This is a genomic window from Psychrobacter aquaticus CMS 56, assembly GCF_000471625.1.
Taxonomy (GTDB): domain Bacteria; phylum Pseudomonadota; class Gammaproteobacteria; order Pseudomonadales; family Moraxellaceae; genus Psychrobacter; species Psychrobacter aquaticus.
Map to the genome: position 1 here is coordinate 66362 of NZ_AUSW01000017.1, position 18886 is coordinate 85247.

Here is an 18886-nt window from a genome sequence, read left to right on the forward strand (position 1 = left end):
ATCTCAAACCGCCAAAATAGGACTTAAAAATATTATGCCAAAACGTACCGACATAAAAAGCATTCTTATCATTGGCGCAGGCCCTATCGTTATCGGTCAAGCGTGTGAATTTGACTATTCAGGCGCACAGGCTTGTAAAGCACTAAAAGAAGAAGGCTACCGTGTCATCTTGGTCAACTCAAACCCTGCGACCATTATGACCGACCCTGTCATGGCTGATGCGACCTATATCGAGCCAATTACGTGGCAGACGGTTGAGCAAATCATTGCCAAGGAACGTCCGGATGCGATCTTACCAACGATGGGCGGACAGACCGCTCTCAACTGTGCGCTAGATCTAGACAAGCACGGTGTATTGACCAAGTACAATTGTGAGTTGATTGGCGCGACCAAAGACTCGATCGAAATGGCAGAAGATCGCAACTTGTTTGATAAAGCCATGAAGCGTATCGGCCTTGAATGTCCTCGCGCTGAAACCGCTGAAACCATGGAAGAAGCCTTTGCCACCCAAGAAAAAATGGGCTATCCGTGTATCATCCGTCCGTCATTCACCATGGGCGGTTCAGGTGGTGGTATCGCTTACAACCGTGATGAGTTCATCGAAATTTGTGAGCGCGGTTTTGACCTATCACCAAACCATCAGTTGCTGATCGATGAGTCGTTAATCGGTTGGAAAGAGTATGAGATGGAAGTGGTTCGTGACAAAAACGACAACTGCATCATCATCTGCGCGATTGAAAACTTTGATCCAATGGGCGTGCATACAGGCGACTCAATTACGGTCGCACCAGCACAGACCTTGACTGACAAAGAATACCAAATCATGCGTAATGCCTCTTTGGCAGTACTGCGTGAAATTGGCGTTGAAACGGGTGGCTCAAACGTCCAGTTCGGTATCAACCCTGACACAGGTCGTATGGTTGTCATCGAGATGAATCCACGCGTATCACGTTCATCGGCATTGGCGTCAAAAGCCACGGGCTTCCCGATTGCCAAAATCGCAGCGAAACTAGCCATTGGTTATACGCTAGATGAATTACAAAACGATATCACTGGTGGCAAAACACCAGCGAGCTTTGAGCCTGCACTCGACTATGTTGTCACTAAGATTCCACGTTTTAACTTTGAAAAATTCGCGCAAGCCGATAGTGTGTTATCAACCCAAATGAAATCGGTTGGTGAAGTCATGGCGATTGGTCGTAACTTTCAAGAATCTATGCAAAAAGCCTTACGTGGTATGGAAACAGGTAATGATGGTTTTGATGAGCAAATCGACTTATCAAAAGTGCCAACTGATAAAGCACGTAGCGAAATTATCAATCGCTTGACCATCCCAACGCCTGAACGCATTTATTATATTGCGGATGCTTTCCGTGTCGGCATGAGCGTCGATGAGGTGTTTAACTTCACTAAGATTGACCCATGGTTTTTGGTGCAAATTGAAGACATCGTCAAAACAGAAGCCACTGTAAAATCTCTTGGTTTTGGTGAACTGAACGAGAAAAATCTACGTAGCTTTAAACGTAAAGGATTGTCAGATTTGCGTCTTGCTAAATTGCTTGGTGTCTCACAAAAGCAATTGCGCGAAAAACGTTGGGATTTAAACGTTTATCCAGTCTATAAGCGTGTGGATACGTGTGCAGCAGAATTTGCGACCAGCACCGCTTATATGTATTCGACGTACGATAGTGAATGTGAAGCCAATCCAACCAATAACAAGAAGATCATGGTCATTGGTGGTGGTCCTAACCGTATTGGTCAAGGTATCGAGTTTGATTACTGCTGTGTACACGCGGCTCTTGCCATGCGCGAAGACGGTTATGAGACCATCATGGTCAACTGTAACCCTGAAACGGTTTCAACCGATTATGACACGTCTGACCGTCTATACTTTGAGCCAATTACCTTAGAAGACGTCCTAGAAATTGTCCGTATCGAAAATCCTGACGGTGTGATTGTTCAGTTTGGTGGTCAAACGCCATTGAAACTTGCCCGCGCCCTTGAAGCCGCTGGTGTCAAAATCATTGGTACTAGCCCTGATGCGATTGACCGCGCTGAAGACCGCGAACGCTTCCAGCATATGATTCAACAATTAGACCTTGTTCAACCAACCAATGCTTTGGCGACTAGCTTAGAAGATGGTTTGGTTAAAGCAAAAGACGTCGGTTATCCATTGGTGGTACGCCCCTCTTATGTTCTAGGCGGCCGCGCTATGGAAATCGTCTATAACGAAGATGAGCTAAGACATTATCTGCGCACTGCCGTGCAAGCGTCAAATGAAGCGCCTGTATTACTAGATCGTTTCTTGGATGATGCCATCGAAGTCGATGTGGACTGTGTATGTGACGGCACAGACGTCGTCATCGGCGGTATCATGCAGCATATCGAACAAGCTGGCGTCCACTCAGGTGACTCAGCATGTTCGCTACCGCCATACTCACTATCTAAAGAACTATGTGATGTGATGCGTGCGCAAACCGTCGCCATGGCAAAAGAGCTGGGTGTTATTGGTCTGATGAACGTCCAGTTCGCAGTAAAAGGCGAAACGGTGTACATTTTAGAAGTGAACCCACGTGCCGCACGTACAGTGCCGTTTGTCTCTAAATGTATTGGCACGTCATTAGCGCAGGTTGCTGCTCGCTGTATGGCTGGCACGTCGCTTAAAGACCAAGGTTTTACGAATGAAATTGTTCCTGCATTTTTCGCAGTCAAAGAAGCAGTTTTCCCATTTGCCAAGTTCCCTGGTGTTGATCCAATTTTGAGTCCTGAGATGAAATCAACAGGCGAAGTGATGGGTGTGGGCAAAACCTTTGGCGAAGCATTCTATAAAGCCATCATCGGCAGTAACGAACGTCTGCCAGGTCTACCGACTGAAGGCGAAACCAAAACGGTCTTTATTTCTGTTCGTGACAGTGACAAAGCGCAAATCGCTCCAATCGCTCGTCAGCTGGCAGACTTTGGTTTTAAGATAGTCTCAACGACTGGCACGAAAAAAGTGCTGAGCGATGCTGGCATTGAATGCAAGCAAATCAACAAAGTCACCGAAGGCCGCCCTCATATCGTCGACGCCTTGAAAAACGGCAAAATCGACCTTATTATTAATACAACCGAAGGCAAGCAGGCACAAGAGGATTCATTCTCTATCCGCCGTAGCGCACTGCAAGGCAAAGTATTTTATGTCACCACTTTAGGGGCGGCAGATGCAATCTGTAAATCTTATGCGATTGACTTGCCATTTGAAGTTTATAAATTGCAAGATTTACATGAACAAGCAAAGACTATTGACGTGGCTGAATAATTTCAGTAGATTAGGCATAACTGTCAGACTTATATAAAAGCTGATACGACCCTTGTTATTGGTTTTTATATGACAATCGTGCTTTAAAAAAACAATATCTTTGTAAAGATAGACCCAAAAGCATAGTGGCTGAACGGCGACTATGCTTTTTATTACGTAAGGTTCGGTGTGTCTAATTTTAAGAATAGACACACTCATACATGACAATCCGTTTAATGGTGACCTCATCTGAACCTCAGTCTTTTTATATTTCATACTCATTGCAACAACATTGGCACCATCTCCTTATGAGATGGTGTGGTGTTATTGGTTTAAGGAAAAAACATGCAACGTTATCCCATGACTCCGCAAGGACATGCGGCTTTAGAAGCCGAATTAAAACAGTTAAAAAGTGTCGACCGTCCACGCATCACCGCTTCTATCGCTGAAGCGCGTGAACACGGCGATTTAAAAGAAAACGCTGAATATCATGCAGCGCGTGAGCAACAAGGTTTTTGTGAAGCACGTATCCGTGATATCGAAGCCAAACTTGGTGGTGCACAAGTCATCGATCCTGCCACGTTGCCAAAAGAAGGCCGTGTGGTATTTGGTGTGACCGTCGTTATTGAAAACATGGACACCGAAGAAGAAAAACAGTACAAAATCGTTGGTGACGATGAAGCCGATTTTAAAGCGGGTAAAATCTCAGTCAACTCGCCAATCGCGCGTGGTCTCATCGGTAAAGTCGAAGGCGACGAAGCACGTATAGAGACCCCTAAAGGCGTGGTCGAATACGAAGTTATGAAAGTCATATACGATTAATTTGAATGGCTTCCTATTACATTCCGCTAAGATTCTCTGATATTACGGTTAATAGAATTGCCATTAACTTAGACAATCAATCAAGAAAACAAGGCAAACCATTGTTATTTTTAGAATAGTAGTTACACAATGCTGCTTTTCTACTCGATTTGTTTTAGCGCATAATTGCTTGCATATAGATTGCTGTACCATTTGGCTCGGCATCGGACGGAAAATAATGATGGCTGAATACAGTCAAAATCATCCACCAATGCTTTGACGATAGTAGCCAGTATTGCCTCTTATCAGTACCGATACCCTTGTTATTTGACATGCTTTGTTGTGTCATTTAGCGGGGGTTTTTCTTGTCTAAACGTTATTTATTTCTGTTTCATTTACTGTTATTTAAAGGAGTCTTTTATGGTTATGCATTTTGATACACCAACTATTACTGCTAAACAAACGATTGTCCAAAAAACATCACTCACCACCGCTTTGTCTGCAATGCTAGCAGGCACAGTGCTTGCTGCCACTTCAGCCTATGCCGCGCCCGAAATCACTATCAACTCATCTGCTGGCGGTAGCACGACTGTCGTTGAGCAATACTCTGATGGCAAAACAGCAACCATCACTTCGACACCAAACGGCATTACCATGCAAGACGGTATGCCTTATGCGGTAACTCAAGTCACCACGGTTCCACGTTATGTCGTCCGCCAAGGTGGCATTAATAATACGGTCATTACGCAAGGCAGCACTACAGTCACCAGCGTCCCTGTGACCAATCAGATGACCAACCAAGTCACCAAGGTCGATGTTATTACCACACCAATCAATACGGTGACGCAAGTATTACCTGTTGCCACGGCTACTCAGTTACCAGTCATCAATACAACAGCGGCGACTGTGGTAAACAGTCAGCCTATTACCAATCAGCAGATAATCACCACGACTTCTTTAGACGCTCTACAACTCACACCAACGTTTAGTACGCCTGATATTGTCAACGCGCAAACCAAGGTCATGAAGATTCTAAAAAATAGCGCTGGACGTGACGTCGCAGTGCCTGCCAATCATATCGCACCAGGTGATGTGATTGAATACCATACGACTTATACCAACACCACAGCACAGCCAGTTAACGATATCAATGCGATGGTTTCCTTACCGGCTAACGTGAGACTGGTATCATTAAACAGTCCGTTACCAACGCTTGCGACCACGGGTGGCAACAGCTATCAGACCATTCAACAAGTTGGCAATACTGTCGTCGTTCAAGAGAATTACTCTGGACTTAAATGGAATTTAGTCAATCTTAATCCCAATGCTGCTCAGACTGTCGTCATACGCGCACAGGTTCAATAAAAATAAAGCCAATTTTAAAACATCAACAGTAATTTAAAATAGCAAAAGTAAACAAGCATTATTCTTTATAAAAGGTCTTGAACATTCAAGGCCTTTTTTAGTCTCAGCTATTAGCGGTATGACTGGATAAGTAGGAAACATAATGTGACATAGCTGACCATTGACTACTAACGAACTTCACCTAAAAAGCGACACTCAATGTCGTGTTGTTTTCGCAATTTTCCTATAAATACAATGCTTTAACACCAATTTTGTTAAAATAGACTTTCATTAATTCATTGGTAAATACCTGCTTATGGCCACCATCAACTATGAAAGACTACAGGGCAAGCTCAATATTTTAGCAGATGCGGCTAAATATGATGTCTCTTGCTCCTCCTCTGCTGGTACCCGAAAAAACCAAGGCGGTGGTCTTGGTGATGCTTCAGCAACTGGTATTTGCCATAGCTACACTGAAGATGGCCGCTGTGTCAGTCTGCTAAAAATCCTTTTGACTAACCACTGTATTTACGACTGTGCATATTGTACCTCTCGCAAAAGCAATGACACGCCGCGCGCCGCTTTTAGCGTTGAAGAAGTGGTCGATTTAACCATGCAGTTTTATCGTCGTAATTATATTGAAGGGTTGTTTTTAAGTTCAGGCATCTTTAAAAGTGGCGATTACACGATGGAGCGACTGGTCGAAGTTGCCAAAATACTGCGTACCCGTGAGCGTTTTAATGGTTATATTCATCTAAAAACGATTCCCGGTGCGTCGAAAGAATTGTTGCTAGAAGCTGGACTATATGCCGATCGCTTAAGCGTAAATATCGAGATTCCGACCAAGTCAGGACTTGCCTTGCTCGCACCAGAAAAATCGCATGAGCAATTAAAAGCGCCAATGGAGACGGTGAAAGAAGAGATTATTACCATTCGTGAAAGCCGTAAAACCCACAAGAAAGCGCCAAAATTTACACCAGCAGGTCAAACCAGCCAAATGATCGTTGGTGCCAGTAATGAGACAGACTTGCAAGTTATTCAGCTATCCAGCCATTTTTATAAGCAATATGATCTTAAACGCGTCTACTACTCAGGCTACGTGCCGATGCTCTCTGACAGCCGCTTGCCAGCGATTGGAACGCCTGTGCCTATGGTGCGTGAGAACCGTCTCTATCAGGCAGATTGGCTGATGCGTTTTTATGGTTTTGGCGCGCATGAAATTGTTGAGCCTGAGTCGCCTTTTCTAGATTTGGACTGTGACCCAAAACTGGCTTGGGCAATACGTCATCGTGAACATTTCCCAGTCAATATCCAAACAGCGACGTATGAGATGATTGTACGGATTCCTGGTATCGGTACAAAGACCGCTAAAAAAATAGTGAAAGCACGTAAATTTAATCAGCTGACGTTATATCATCTAAAGAAGATGGGCGCAGCGGTCAATCGAGCCAAATACTTTATCGCTACAACGGGTAAAAATGAGCATCTTGCCCATTTGACTCGCGATAATTTTCGTCAATATGTACTGGCGCAAACGCAGACCAAATTTAAAGATCAACGTAGTGGACAGTTGGCATTATTTTAGAATCTGTCTTACAGACACGCTCTAAAATAAATACACTCTAAAGCAAGTTGCCACCTCGCTACTTCATGTAGGATAAAACATGTCTCAAATTGCACAAAACTATACTTATCCTATTGGTCAGTTAACGCCCAGTATCGTGCTCTATCAGCCAAGTTTTGAGGGCTGGCTGAGCGCGGTTTATTATGTTTATGAGCAAAAATTACAGCATGATCCAGCATTACAGCTGACCGCTCACGACAGTTATGTGCCCTCATTGATCGCTCAAACAGTTAGCGTTGATACCGATGAAGACAAAGCAGAGCGGGTGCTAACCAAGCTGAACACGCTATTGGGTCGCTCAGGTATGCGCAATATCTTATGGGGGTTTTTATCGGAGAAAGACGATATCGGCACCACTTTATTTCATGTGGTCAAGTATGCCATTGATTATCCTAGTCGGCACATCATGCAAGATCTTGGTCATTTAGACATACTTGAACTGGTACAGACGGTCAAATCTGTCGGGCGTGAAAAACACCGTATGGAAGCATTTGTGCGTTTTGAGCACACCACTGATGATATTTATTTTGCGCGTGTATCGCCTGATTTTAACGTGTTGCCATTGATTGGTGAACATTTTCGCCAGCGCTATCAAGACCAACACTGGGCGATTTATGATATAACGCGCGGCTATGGCATTTATTATGACAAAAGTCAGAGTACACCCTCGCATCCAGCTAAACTACAAACCATTACTGACCTTGATGATGCCGTATTGCGCCATCCTGCCAGTATTCATAGTCCTGATGAGCAGCGTTATCAGAAATTTTGGCAAGGGTACTTTACCAATGTCAATATTAAAGAACGTAAGAACCCACGATTGCATAAACAGTACCTACCGCAGCGCTATTGGAAGTATTTGAGTGAAAAACAAGTGCTACCCACTGCCGAACATCTACAAAAACGTCGCTAAAAACTCACTGTCCAACGTTATCTTTTTATTTTGAAGGTTGAGTTTTGACCAATTTTGACTGACAATAGCAGCTTGCTATTATCTACCAGTGACCCCCGTTATTATGAAAGTTATGCGCCTGCTGTCATCCTTAAAGCATGATGAATCCGAACGCGGTATTTTTCATCTTGGGCGAGCATTGGTCAAAAACGAGCATACCTCCATCATCGTTGCTAGTGCGGATGAAGACAATGATTTGGTCAAACGTCTAAAACGTGACGGTAATCACTATCATCAGCTACACATGAATAAAAAGTCTTGGTTATCATTATTACAAGTTTCAGCCCTGCGCCAACTGATTGAAAAATATGATCCTGATGTCATTCATGTCCACTCACGCACACCTGCATGGATACTGCATTTAGCGTTGCGCCGTGCGCGCGTCAAACGTATGCCAAAGTTGGTATCAACCATGTATGGTTTTTATCCTATCAATAAGTACTCAAAGGCCTTACTTGATGTCGACACCATTATTACGGTATCTGACAGTGTCACCAATTATCTAAAAAAAGGCCTACGCCGCGAAGACGCTGATCCCAAAACCATCAAACGCATTTATCGCGGGGTCGATACTCGCCGCTATCCCTATCGGCACAATCCTTCTGTCTATTGGTTAAGGCATACCTTTGCTGAATACCCCGAGCTTGAGCATAAAAAGTGGCTGGTGTTTCCCACAGTCATCGGTCACGAATATGGTCAAGAGTGGCTCATTGATATTTTGGGTAATTTACAAGAGCAATTCCCCAACATTCATGTCATTATTATGGACGAAGACTATAAAGTTAACGATGTGGTGCATGAAGATTTTCGTCAGCGTACCAATGCGCTAGATCTGGCCGACCGTATCACTTATGTCGGTAGCAAACGTAATGACATGCGTGAGTGGCTCTCAGCGGCCAATATCGTTTTGGCGCTGGCGAACGAGCCTGAATCGATCGGTATCAATGCTCTACAAGCAATTCATTTAGGCACACCTGTTATTGGCTGGGATCAAGCTGCCTTTAGTGAGATTTTACAACCGCTTTATCCGCAAGGGCTGGTTAAAAAATATAATGCCAACGCCTTATGCAAAGCCGTTAGAAACCAGCTAGAAAGCGTCACTCGTCCTGAAATGACAAACAAATTTACCATGCGTGAAATGATAGATGAAACCATTGCGGTCTACCAAGATTTACATAATAAAACGCTAGCAGAAGAGCAGGCCGAAGCAGATGCCGCAGCGATAAGCAGAATCCACAAAAGCTTAAAGAAACCCTCTAAACTTAACCGTAAACTCACTAGTAGATATTCTGAGTCCCTTTATATAAATCCTGAGCTTTCATTAGATAAAAACAGCAAAGTAGACCTGCGCAAAAAAAAGCCCAAAACGACAGATATCTCAAAGACACCTGCTGCTTCAGAAATGATTCAAGAAAGTAAAAAAACCTACGCTTCAACGTTAGGTTTTTTTATTGTTAAACGGATTTACTCACATCAATAACGCTATTTTTTATATGGATTGTCTTTTAACCATTGCTGATTCACAATTTTTAGTTCATGCAGCTCATGATCCATGATTTCTTTACTCTTACCAGGATTTTTCATCGTGGCATAACCATACAATGCAGCACCTAGAACCGTCCAACCGAGGAAGATCCACCACTCGATAGGGACAAGTGCTGATGGCATACCCGGTAGATAGAGCGTCAACATGCCTAGGCTTAGGATAATGGTGATAATACCAACCAATTTACCTGCTGGTACTCTAAACGGACGTACCATATCAGGCTCGCGGTAGCGCAGCACCAAGAATGAAAGAGCCACACAGGTATAAGCGATAACGATACCAAAGCCGCCAGCATCGACAATCCACACAAGCATCTTGCGACCAAATAATGGCGCTAGCGTCGCCAGACCACCGATCAACAAGATAGCATTGACTGGGGTGTTGTACTTAGGGTGTAGCTTGCACAAAAACTGTGGCAACATGTGCGTTTTGCCCATAGCATATAACAAGCGGCTACCACCGATAAGGAACGCGTTCCAACTCGATAAAATACCAAGCACACCGCCAATAACCAGTAAAGTACCCGCCCATTTACCATTCCAAGCGTTGGTCATCGCGTCAGCTGTAGCCAATGTTGAGTCTTGCGCTTGTAACAGTGGTAAGGTCTTACCCACACTCCAAGCGACAGCCACATACCAAAGTACGGCGATGATAATAGAAACAATCAAAAATTTGCCAATATTTGGACGGGTTAGATTAATTTCTTCTGCTGCCTGCGGAATCACGTCAAAGCCCACGAATAAAAAAGGTACCATAACCATTACAGTCATGATGCCACCCATACCACCAATAAAGGCTGGGGCTTGTACCGAATTTGAGGTCTCAGGATTGAACAGCACAGCACCAACGAACAATAATATACCGACGAGGAAAATACCCACGACTGCCAGCTTTTGGAACCAAGCGCTAACTTCCATACCGCGTATATTGAGCCATGTGACAATCACTGAGCCGATCATTCCGACAGCCACCCATGTGGCATAGACGTCCCAGCCTGCAATGGTCCAAAGATAACCTTGACTATAATTGGGAACGATATATTCGACAACGGTAGGCAGTGCCACAGCCTCAAAGGCTACGACGGAAAAATAACCAAACAAAATACTCCATGAGCAAATAAAGGAGACATTCACCCCAAGTGCTCGATGGGTATAAGTATGCTCACCACCAGTAATCGGCATTGATGCGGCCAGTTCAGCGTAAGTAACACCAATCAAAACAACCACAAAACCGCCGATCAAAAAGGCGCTAACTGCGCCCCATATACCTGCCGAGATGATCCAACCACCTGCCAGTACGACCCAGCCCCAACCAACCATTGCCCCGAATGCCAGCGCAATGATATCAAATACACCTAACGTTTTCTTTAATTCAGACATAACCTACTCCTTGTCTGTGTGTCATCCGTGTGAACCTTTTACAGTTACACTATTTTTGTTTAGTGGGATAGCACCCATCATATTTACTATATATGCCGTTTTGTCTCACAATGTCATTTACTATTTGCTTGACATCTAAATTAAAAAACAAAAACGGCGTCTTGACTTGCAAGGCGCCGTTCAGAAACACACTCAGAATGAGTGCCGTGAGGGCAGCCTTGCCATTGTCTTAAATACAAATTTTTAACCAAAATCAGTGTTTGATTAAAAGCAATCCATCGCTAAAGTAAATGACACTCAATATTTATTGAACTGTTAGGATACCTTTAATGATATCAAGACCTTCTTGTAGTACTTCGTCTTCGACCGTCAATGGCACCATCACTCGAATGGCATTGCCATACATACCACAAGACGCTAGTAGCAAGCCTTGCTCAAATGATTTTGCTTTTAGGTTGGCTGCTGCTGCTGCATCAGGTTTGCCTTCGCTATCGATTAATTCAAACGCCAGCATCGCACCTTTATGACGGATATGACCGATCGTGCTTAGATTGAGCCCTGTTAAGAATGACTCGATTTTATCGCCAATCTCAATGCTACGTTCCAGTAAGTTTTCTTCTTCGATCACTTCCATCACAGCGAGTGCTGCTACACAAGCAAGTGGGTTACCAGAGTAAGTACCGCCCAAGCCGCCTACTTGTGGGGCATCCATGATATCAGCACGGCCAATGACCGCAGAAATAGGATAACCACCAGCCAAACTCTTCGCGGCGGTCATCAAATCAGGCTCAACACCTAGCTGCTCAGTGGCAAACAACGTACCAGTTCTGGCAAAACCGCACTGTACTTCATCAAAAATAAGTACGATGCCATGTTCATCACAGATGGCGCGTAATGCTTTGGCAAATGACGGAGTAACCTGATGGAAACCACCCTCGCCTTGTACTGGCTCGATGATCATCGCTGCTACTTCACTAGGATCGATATCTGCTTGGAAGATCATATCAAGGCTATGCAGCGCTTGTTCTTCGGTAACGTTCAACTCTTCTGCAGGGAACAATGCATGAAATACAGGTCCTGGCATAGGGCCAAAGTTCTTTTTGTATGGTAATACTTTGCCTGTCAGGCTCATACACATCATAGTGCGACCATGCCAACCACCAACAAAAGAGATAACGCCTGGACGACGGGTTTTAGCACGAGCAATCTTGATGCAGTTTTCAACGGCTTCTGCGCCAGTGGTCAAAAAGAAAGCCTTAGTGTCACCGCTGATAGGCGCTTTTTCACACAGTTTTTCAGCCAAATCTACATAGCATTCGTAGTTGATCATTTGCGCCGCAGTGTGGGTAAATTTGTCAAGCTGCTCATGGACACGTTGGGTGATTTTTGGATGGCTGTGACCGGTGTTCAATACTGAGATACCACCGACAAAGTCGATATAACGCTTGCCTTCAATATCCCAGATTTCTGAGTTCTTTGCTCTTTCGGCAAAGATAGGAAAGGCAACCCCAAGTCCTGTTGGTAAAACAGCTTTGCGGCGCTCAAGTAATGATTGATTGGTAGTCGTCATAGGAATGTCCTTTTCTTTGTTCGTAATATAAGTGCCATCTGGTTAGTAGTAGATTGGCGGTTTATTTGATATAAAACATCACAGATATCTAAAATTTTTCGCTAAGTATTGAGCAATTAGCGACACTATTAGCTGATGTCAGAACACCAGTATTTGGTCGTGATATAGTCTTCGATGCCATATTTTGAGCCTTCACGGCCAAAGCCAGACTGTTTCACGCCGCCAAATGGGGCAACTTCTGTAGAAATCAAACCCGTGTTATGACCGATAATGCCGTACTCAAGGCCTTCGGTCACGCGCCATGAGCGGGCATAGTCGCTACTATAAAAATAAGCGGCCAAACCATAAATAGTATCGTTTGCGGCACGGATAACTTCTGCTTCGTCTTTGAACGTAAAGATCGTCGCAATCGGTCCAAAGATTTCTTCAGAAGCAATGTCCATCTCGCTGCTAATATCAGTGATGACGGTTGGATTGTAAGTTAGCTCTGAGGCGTCATTGATGCTACCACCAGTGACCAATTTAGCGCCTTTATCGATGGCATCTTTGAGAAGTGCTTGTACCTTATCTAATGCTTTTTTGTTGATAAGCGGGCCAATATCTACGCCTTCTTCTAGACCGTTACCAACTTTTAGCTCAGCGACTTTTTTGACAAAGATATCTAAGAACGCATCTTTGATACTGTCTTGCACATAGACGCGGTTGGCACAAACACAGGTCTGACCAGCATTACGGTATTTAGAAGCGATTAAGCCTGTAGCAGCTTTCTCTAAGTCAGCATCATCAAAGACGATAAATGGCGCATTGCCACCAAGCTCTAATGACAGCTTCTTAATAGTCGGTGCACACTGAGCCATCAACGTACGGCCAACTTCGGTAGAGCCAGTGAACGATAGCTTATGAATACGGGCGTCACCGGTCAGGATTTCACCAATGGTCGATGATTGACCCGTTACGATTTGGAGCACGCCTGCAGGAATACCGGCTTGCTCAGCCAATGCCCCTAATGCTAGAGCAGAAAATGGTGTTTCGGTGGCTGGTTTGACTATAATCGTACAGCCAGCTGCCATCGCGGGGGCAACTTTGCGCGTGATCATCGCGGCTGGAAAGTTCCAAGGCGTAATCGCGGCACAAACACCAATTGGCTGCTTAAGAACGACGTGACGTAGCTGTGAGCTATTGGCAGGAATGACATCACCATAGACACGTTTGCCTTCTTCTGCGAACCAGCGAATAAAGCTATTGGCATACCCGATTTCACCGCGTGACTCAGTGAGCGGCTTACCTTGTTCAGCAGTCATAATGATGGCAAGATCTTCTTTATTGGCATCGATAAGGTCTGCCCACTTTTGCAATAGCTCGGCACGCTCTTTAGCCGTTTTTGCCGCCCAATCTGCTTGGACTTCATGAGCATAAGCAACGGCTTCATTGACATCATCGGTCGTGAGGCTAGGCACGGTACCGATAAGCTCATCGTTAAAAGGGTTATTGACTTCAAGTACTGCTTCATCACTGGCAGCGTGCCAGCCGTCTTTAGTGAAGCAAGATTGTTTGAGTAGATCTGGATTTGATAACTGTAGCGTATGTGACATGTTGACGCTCCTTGTCATATAGGGTGTATGTTTATAAGAATGGATATAATAAGATGTATGAAATAATTATTGATAATTCATTTTTTGTTCAATATACTGAACACATATTCTATATATGAGACATCATTATAAGAATGATATGACGCGATTTGCAACCCTTAAATCTCATTATTTTAAAAATTATACCAATCCCAAAAAATATAATGGATTGTGCCAAACGCATTTGGCCTACTAAATGTAGTATTGATACTTGTTTTTTTGGCTATTCAAATTTTTGAAAACAGTAAGTCATGTTTGTGAATATCAAACACGCCCTATTACTTTATAATGCTTCTTTTTTATCTTATTTTTACAGGTGACCTATGAGCGCGACCGCCGTTCCTGCATTGGACAAAACATTTCAGATTTTGGATTTAATTACAGATAGCTCACAGCCTTTGACAGCGGCTCATATCGCCAAAGAACTTGGACTACCGCGTAGCTCTACCCACAATATCTTGCAGAGTTTGTTGACCAAGCATGTCATCTATAAAGACCCTGAAAGCCGCTTTCATCTAGGCTCTTATTTGATGTATTGGGCAGGCAGATACGAACAACAGCAAGGCGTCGTCCAATTGTTTAAAGATTTGATTGTGCAATACCCTGTGCTACTTCAGCACACGGTCACTTTGTCAAAATTGGATTTGGGAGAAGTGGTGTTTTTGGCTTGTCATGAATCGACTGAGCCACTTGGTTTTACTTTTCGTGCAGGTGTGCGTGTACCAGCCGTGTTTTCGGCGACAGGCAAAGCCATGCTATCCACGTTGTCTATGGACAGCATAAAATCGTTGTATAAAGAGAGGTTTCCTACGCCCATGACCCAACATGGAGTCAAAAACTTTGCGGATTTGTCTACTGAGCTTATGACAATTCAGGAAAGTCGAGTGTCACTCGATGATGGGCAATTGCGCGATGGCATGTATTGCTTGGGTACTTATATTCGTAATGCCTCGGGCAATGCCGTTGCTGGTATGGCCGTTAGTTTTTTGCAAGGAGAGTACGAAGCGAAGCGTGCTGAGGTCAGTGCAGTGCTGATTGAATTGGCCGAACAAATTGAGCAGTGCTTGGGCTTTAATCCGAACGCTATCAAGCAGCAATATTGATGCTCTACAGCATAGCGCGTGTTGAACATTTAGCTCACTTTAAATAATGCCGTCTGCTTTTAGCTTAGCGATCATCTCGCTGTCATAACCCAAATCTGCAAGTGTACTGTCGGTATGCTCGCTCAAATGCGGTGGTGGCGTGCGATAACTGACAGGTGATGCAGATAATTTGATGGGATTGCCAAGCGCGCGTACCGGACTGCCTTGTACCGCAAAATCAATCACCATCTCCCGCGCTTGTGCTTGTGGCATGGCTAATGCTTCAGCCACGTTATGAATCGCACCGCAAGGTACGCCCACCTGATCTAAAGCTGCAAGCCAGTAAGCACGAGGATGCTTGGCAAATATTTTAGTCAATTCAGCACACAGAAATTCGCGATTGGCAACGCGGTTAGGATTAGTCGCAAAGCGCTCATCAGTGTGCCAATCGACTGCTAATACCTCGCACAGTTTGGCAAACTGGCTATCATTGCCACAGGCCAAAATAAAGTGCGCCTCCCCTTCGGCAGCAAACACTTGATAAGGCACAATATTGGGATGCTGGTTGCCCAGTCTTGGTGGTATTTTATCCGAAGCCAAATGGTTCATGCCGACATTGGCAAGCATAGAAAGCGCACTGTCTAATAGCGCCACATCCACCTGTTGCCCAAGTCCAGTATGTTGACGCGCCAATAGCGCCGCTTGAATACCAATGGTCAATTGCAACCCTGCAAACAAATCAACGACAGCCACGCCAACTTTGTGTGGTTCGCCATCACTAGGGCCGGTGATACTCATCAGCCCTGATAAACCTTGGATAATATAATCATAACCGGGACGCTTGGCATCAGGCCCTGTCTGCCCAAACCCTGTCAGAGATGCATAGATCAAGCGCGGATTGTCTTGTTTGAGGTTTTCATAATCCAAGCCGTACTTTTTTAGACCGCCGACTTTGAAGTTCTCTACCAAAATATCACTGTCAGCGATGAGTTGCTTGATAATGGTCTGACCTGCTGGCGTGGTGATATCGACGGTAAGGGATTTTTTGTTGCGGTTAATAGTGGCGTAATAAGCGGACGTGTCATCACTGAATGTTGGCGGTGCCCAGTGGCGCGTTTCATCACCAATATGTGGACGCTCAACTTTGATGACATCAGCCCCTAGATCAGCGAGTATTTGTGTACAAGATGGACCTGCCAACACTCTAGATAAATCGAGTACCTTGATACCATGCAATGCACCTTTTGGTATATCCGTCATAATATTCCCTTATTGTGTGGCATGTTCTTTGTTTATTTATTAATAAAATTGCTATTCATCATTTAATTTTCCATGTTTTTTAATAACACGCACTGACAAATAAATGGCGAATAACAACTGAAAAACGTACGCTACTGTTGATGCTCTTTTGAATAAAAAGCCAAATAGCAACGTACGTCATAAAAAATAGCTGTGTTATATATCTTTAGTTAGAGAGGGTTAAAAGAATGCTTGAATACCCGTCTGGGCACGGCCCAAGATTAGCGCATGAATATCATGCGTACCTTCATAAGTATTGACCGCTTCCAAGTTCATCACATGACGGATAATGTGGAACTCATCAGAGATACCATTACCGCCATGCATATCACGCGCAATACGAGCGATATCAAGTGCCTTACCGCAGTTATTACGCTTAATCAGTGAGATCATTTCAGGTGCTGCGTTGTCTTCATCCATCAGACGACCGACACGTAGCGCGGCTTGTAGACCTAAGGTAATCTCTGTTTGCATATTAGCCAGCTTCAACTGTACCAACTGAGTAGCTGCCAGTGGCCGACCAAACTGCTTACGATCTAGCGTGTACTGACGAGCCGCTTTCCAGCAGAATTCAGCCGCGCCCATTGAGCCCCAAGCGATACCATAACGGGCTTTGTTTAAACAACCAAATGGCCCTTTTAGACCACGAATATCTGGGAAAGCATTGGCTTCAGGGACGAACACTTTGTCCATGACGATCTCACCCGTAACTGAGGCACGCAATGAGAACTTGCCTTCGATTTTCGGCGCTGATAATCCTTTCATGCCTTTGTCTAAAACAAAACCACGAATATCACCAGCATCATCTTTTGCCCAGACCACAAACACGTCAGCGATAGGACTGTTGGTAATCCACATTTTATTGCCCGTCAGCTCGTAGCCACCATCGACTGCACGCGCACGCGTCGACATCGATGAAGGATCTGAACCTGAATCTGGCTCTGTCAGACCAAAGCAGCCGACGTATTCACCCGTGGCAAGTTTTGGCAAATACTTTTCTCTTTGTTCCTCTGTGCCATACGCCCAAATCGGATGCATCACAAGGCTTGACTGCACGCTCATCGCTGAGCGGTAGCCCGAATCGACCGCTTCCACTTCCTTAGCAATCAGACCATAGGCGACACTCGATAGACCTGCACAACCGTAGCCTTCAATCGTCACGCCAAGCAAACCCATTTCACCCATTTGACACATGATATTACGATCAAAATGCTCATTACGATTGGCCTGAACGATACCTGGCATCAGCTCTTTTTGAAAAAACTGCTGAGCACTGTCTGTCACCATGCGCTCTTCGTCAGTTAGCTGGTCGCGTAATAAAAAAGGATCTTCCCAATCAAAACGGGGGCTGGTCGATGTTGCCATGTGTCTCTCCTTGATATCAGTCTTTCTGACTGATGAGTAGTGATAAATGTTGTAAAACGGCTTAGCAAATTATTGACTTTATAATTCCGCTGTGCGAAACTTAGTTTCATAATATAAAACTATTTAAGCAAAATTAAGTCACGCTGTAAACCTTTATCAAAAAAAATGAGTATAAAATGACAAAATCTGTATCAGCAGCTATGCCATTGCTGGATCGCATGAATAGCACCCTCACGCAAAACAAAGAAGACAATGACCGGCAGTTTGTGACTGCACTGGGGCGCGGATTGATCTTGCTTGCGGCTTTTGAGCATCACGATGCGCTCAGTCATCAGCAGTTGTATCAAATGACCAAACTGCCAAAAGCGACCGTCACGCGCCTTATCCATACTTTAATCACGCTTGGATTTTTACGCACGACGGAACACGGTCACTACCAACTGGGCAGTAGTGCTGTCAGGCTTAGCGCGACTGCCTGGAGTCGTCACGATATGGTGGCGTCAGCTGCGCCATTGTTGAGACAGTTCGCCAGTGAAAATGAGGTATCGGTGAATTTGGCCACCGAAGTCGAAGGAGAAATGCGCTATCACGCTTGCTGTCGTAGCCCTGCACGTTTGTCAGTCAATCTACAAGTTGGCTCAGCCGTACCCGTGGCTCACACCGCAATTGGACGCGCTTTTTATGCCGCAAGCTCACAGGCAAGACAAGCCGTCATTAGCAGTCATTTACAAGAGAATTTATCTAAAGAAGATTTCACGCGTGCGCAAACCGCCTTGGATCAAGCTGTAGCGCACTATGGCAAGCATGGTTATACCGTATCCGACGGTGAGTTTTCTCATGATATCTTGGCGGTAGCGGTTGGCGTATATGATGTCGCAACTGGGCAGTATGCGTACTCATTAAATGCCAGTGTGCCCCGAGCGAATTGGGATGCAGCTGAATATACAGCGATGATTGTGCCAAAATTGCAGGCTTTGGCGGAACGGATTGGGAGTGGGGATTAAAGAGATGACTCC

General features: G+C 44.6%; 14 protein-coding genes. 8 read left to right on the forward strand and 6 right to left on the reverse strand.

Going from position 1 to position 18886, the window contains the following annotated elements; translation table 11 throughout:
- Window positions 1-34: 34 nt before the first annotated feature.
- Together carB and greA are read left to right on the forward strand one after the other, a co-directional pair.
- On the forward strand, window positions 35-3298 hold the full coding sequence (carB, locus tag M917_RS05735; RefSeq protein WP_021813840.1) for a carbamoyl-phosphate synthase large subunit: 3264 nt from the start codon (window positions 35-37) through the stop codon (window positions 3296-3298).
- Between the two features lie 324 nt (window positions 3299-3622).
- On the forward strand, window positions 3623-4099 hold the full coding sequence (greA, locus tag M917_RS05740; RefSeq protein ID WP_021813841.1) for a transcription elongation factor GreA: 477 nt from the start codon (window positions 3623-3625) through the stop codon (window positions 4097-4099).
- Window positions 4100-4253: 154 nt separating this feature from the next.
- On the opposite strand, the gene M917_RS14195 is transcribed toward greA, so the two are convergent.
- Entirely contained in the window at window positions 4254-4412 is a 159-nt protein-coding gene (locus M917_RS14195) for a hypothetical protein (RefSeq protein ID WP_021813843.1), read from the reverse strand.
- An 86-nt stretch (window positions 4413-4498) separates the two neighbouring features.
- Between M917_RS14195 and M917_RS05745 the strand changes: the two genes are divergently transcribed.
- The 4 genes from M917_RS05745 to M917_RS05760 all read left to right on the forward strand — a co-directional run bounded on the left by M917_RS05745 (window position 4499) and on the right by M917_RS05760 (window position 9478).
- Complete coding sequence (locus tag M917_RS05745; RefSeq protein WP_021813844.1) at window positions 4499-5443, forward strand: hypothetical protein; 945 nt, start codon at window positions 4499-4501, stop codon at window positions 5441-5443.
- Between the two features lie 295 nt (window positions 5444-5738).
- Complete coding sequence (locus tag M917_RS05750) at window positions 5739-7007, forward strand: putative DNA modification/repair radical SAM protein (protein ID WP_021813845.1); 1269 nt, start codon at window positions 5739-5741, stop codon at window positions 7005-7007.
- Window positions 7008-7086: 79 nt separating this feature from the next.
- The gene (locus tag M917_RS05755; RefSeq protein ID WP_021813846.1) at window positions 7087-7959 is read left to right on the forward strand and encodes a TIGR03915 family putative DNA repair protein; all 873 of its coding nucleotides are present in this window, start codon (window positions 7087-7089) and stop codon (window positions 7957-7959) included.
- Window positions 7960-8062: 103 nt separating this feature from the next.
- Window positions 8063-9478, forward strand: coding sequence for a glycosyltransferase (locus M917_RS05760; protein WP_227500817.1), 1416 nt, complete (start codon window positions 8063-8065; stop codon window positions 9476-9478).
- A 2-nt stretch (window positions 9479-9480) separates the two neighbouring features.
- Here the strand turns inward: M917_RS05760 and M917_RS05765 are convergent, their stop codons facing one another.
- From M917_RS05765 to M917_RS05775, 3 genes are all read right to left on the reverse strand, one after another.
- A complete protein-coding gene (locus M917_RS05765; protein ID WP_021813848.1) occupies window positions 9481-10923 on the reverse strand; it encodes an APC family permease in 1443 nt (480 codons plus the stop codon).
- A gap of 304 nt (window positions 10924-11227) precedes the next feature.
- On the reverse strand, window positions 11228-12493 hold the full coding sequence (gene gabT, locus M917_RS05770; RefSeq protein ID WP_021813849.1) for a 4-aminobutyrate--2-oxoglutarate transaminase: 1266 nt from the start codon (window positions 12491-12493) through the stop codon (window positions 11228-11230).
- A 128-nt stretch (window positions 12494-12621) separates the two neighbouring features.
- Window positions 12622-14085 carry an NAD-dependent succinate-semialdehyde dehydrogenase gene (locus M917_RS05775; RefSeq protein ID WP_021813850.1) on the reverse strand — a complete coding sequence of 488 codons (1464 nt, stop codon included), beginning with the start codon at window positions 14083-14085 and terminating at the stop codon, window positions 12622-12624.
- A gap of 362 nt (window positions 14086-14447) precedes the next feature.
- Between M917_RS05775 and M917_RS05780 the strand changes: the two genes are divergently transcribed.
- Entirely contained in the window at window positions 14448-15227 is a 780-nt protein-coding gene (locus tag M917_RS05780; protein WP_021813852.1) for an IclR family transcriptional regulator, read from the forward strand.
- Between the two features lie 39 nt (window positions 15228-15266).
- Here M917_RS05780 and M917_RS05785 read toward each other — a convergent pair whose 3' ends face one another.
- Together M917_RS05785 and M917_RS05790 are read right to left on the reverse strand one after the other, a co-directional pair.
- Window positions 15267-16466, reverse strand: a complete 1200-nt coding sequence (locus M917_RS05785) for a CaiB/BaiF CoA transferase family protein (protein WP_021813853.1) — start codon at window positions 16464-16466, stop codon at window positions 15267-15269.
- 219 nt (window positions 16467-16685) lie between these two features.
- Window positions 16686-17870 (reverse strand): acyl-CoA dehydrogenase, encoded by a 1185-nt coding sequence (locus M917_RS05790; RefSeq protein ID WP_021813854.1) that lies wholly within the window; start codon window positions 17868-17870, stop codon window positions 16686-16688.
- Window positions 17871-18046: 176 nt separating this feature from the next.
- On the opposite strand from M917_RS05790, the gene M917_RS05795 reads away from it, so the two are divergent.
- The gene (locus tag M917_RS05795; RefSeq protein WP_021813855.1) at window positions 18047-18874 is read left to right on the forward strand and encodes an IclR family transcriptional regulator; all 828 of its coding nucleotides are present in this window, start codon (window positions 18047-18049) and stop codon (window positions 18872-18874) included.
- Window positions 18875-18886: the final 12 nt, after the last annotated feature.